A 469-nucleotide genomic window follows, 5' to 3' on the forward strand; every position below is an offset into this window, starting at 1 on the left:
TCTGAATATCAACCTCGGTCATAACTTTTTACATTCGGCACTGTACGGCTTTTCCGCCGCTGTCGGCTTCTCGCTGGTGATGGTACTGTTCGCTGCTATTTGCGAACGCCTTGCTGTGGCAGATGTCCCGGCTCCGTTTCGCGGTAACGCAATTGCTCTAATTACCGCCGGTCTAATGTCATTGGCCTTTATGGGCCTTAGTGGTTTGGTGAAGTTGTAATGAATGCTATCTGGATTGCCGTTGCCGCAGTGAGTCTACTGGGTCTGGCGTTCGGCGCTATTTTGGGTTACGCCTCACGACGCTTTGCCGTCGAGGATGATTCGGTGGTGGAGAAAATTGATGAAATTCTACCACAAAGCCAATGTGGACAATGCGGTTATCCGGGCTGCCATCCTTATGCAGAAGCGATCGGCTCTCAGGGTGAACAAATTAACCGTTGCGCACCCGGCGGTGAAGCTGTGATGTTAA

The 469-nt window shown here is 51.4% G+C and carries 2 protein-coding genes; both read left to right on the forward strand.

Features of this window, described 5'->3' with window-relative positions; genetic code table 11:
- Positions 1-220: Rnf-Nqr domain containing protein (locus ACU8YC_RS26890; RefSeq protein ID WP_446896242.1), on the forward strand; the 220-nt coding region annotated here is incomplete at its 5' end.
- On the forward strand, positions 220-469 hold a 250-nt coding region (locus ACU8YC_RS26895), incomplete at its 3' end, for an RnfABCDGE type electron transport complex subunit B (protein ID WP_446896243.1). The genes ACU8YC_RS26890 and ACU8YC_RS26895, both read left to right, overlap by 1 nt.

Source organism: Citrobacter sp. VF227 (assembly GCF_052950715.1).